Here is a 442-nt window from a genome sequence, read left to right as displayed (position 1 = left end):
GAAATCTTCAGCTAGTAACTGATCGATAAGCTGATGGGCGCGTTGTGTGTCCATCGCGTCTCCGTATAAAAAGGCCGGTAACCCGGCAATTAGGTCATGCCTGACCATTCTCTATTGTTGTGGGCACTGTCACGAGTTTCAGGAAGCACGGGCCCGAGACCGGGCAACTGGCTTCACACCAACTGTACCTTAGCATGGCTCTTAACCCCAAGAGCCCCGGAGCCCCGCGCGGGATAAATCCGGTTGCAATACACTGGCGGTGCCTCTTCCTCGACAGTTAGGATTGGGGATTCTTTCGCTCTCGCCCACAACAATAAAAATGGTGCCGATTGCAGGACTCGAACCCGCGACCAACTGATTACAAATCAGCTGCTCTACCAACTGAGCTAAACCGGCAAGTGCGTGGTGCCCGTGGCCTAGGAAACCTAAGCACCACACTGAA

General features: G+C 53.8%; 1 tRNA gene. It reads right to left on the bottom strand.

Annotated features, from left to right (window positions below):
* Positions 1 to 320: 320 nt before the first annotated feature.
* Positions 321 to 396, bottom strand: a tRNA-Thr gene (locus AC1RP4_RS07730).
* Positions 397 to 442 lie beyond the last annotated feature (46 nt).

The organism is Dellaglioa sp. CoH-56-MRSF-10, from assembly GCF_056782175.1.
This window is presented reverse-complemented; position numbering and strand designations above follow the sequence as displayed.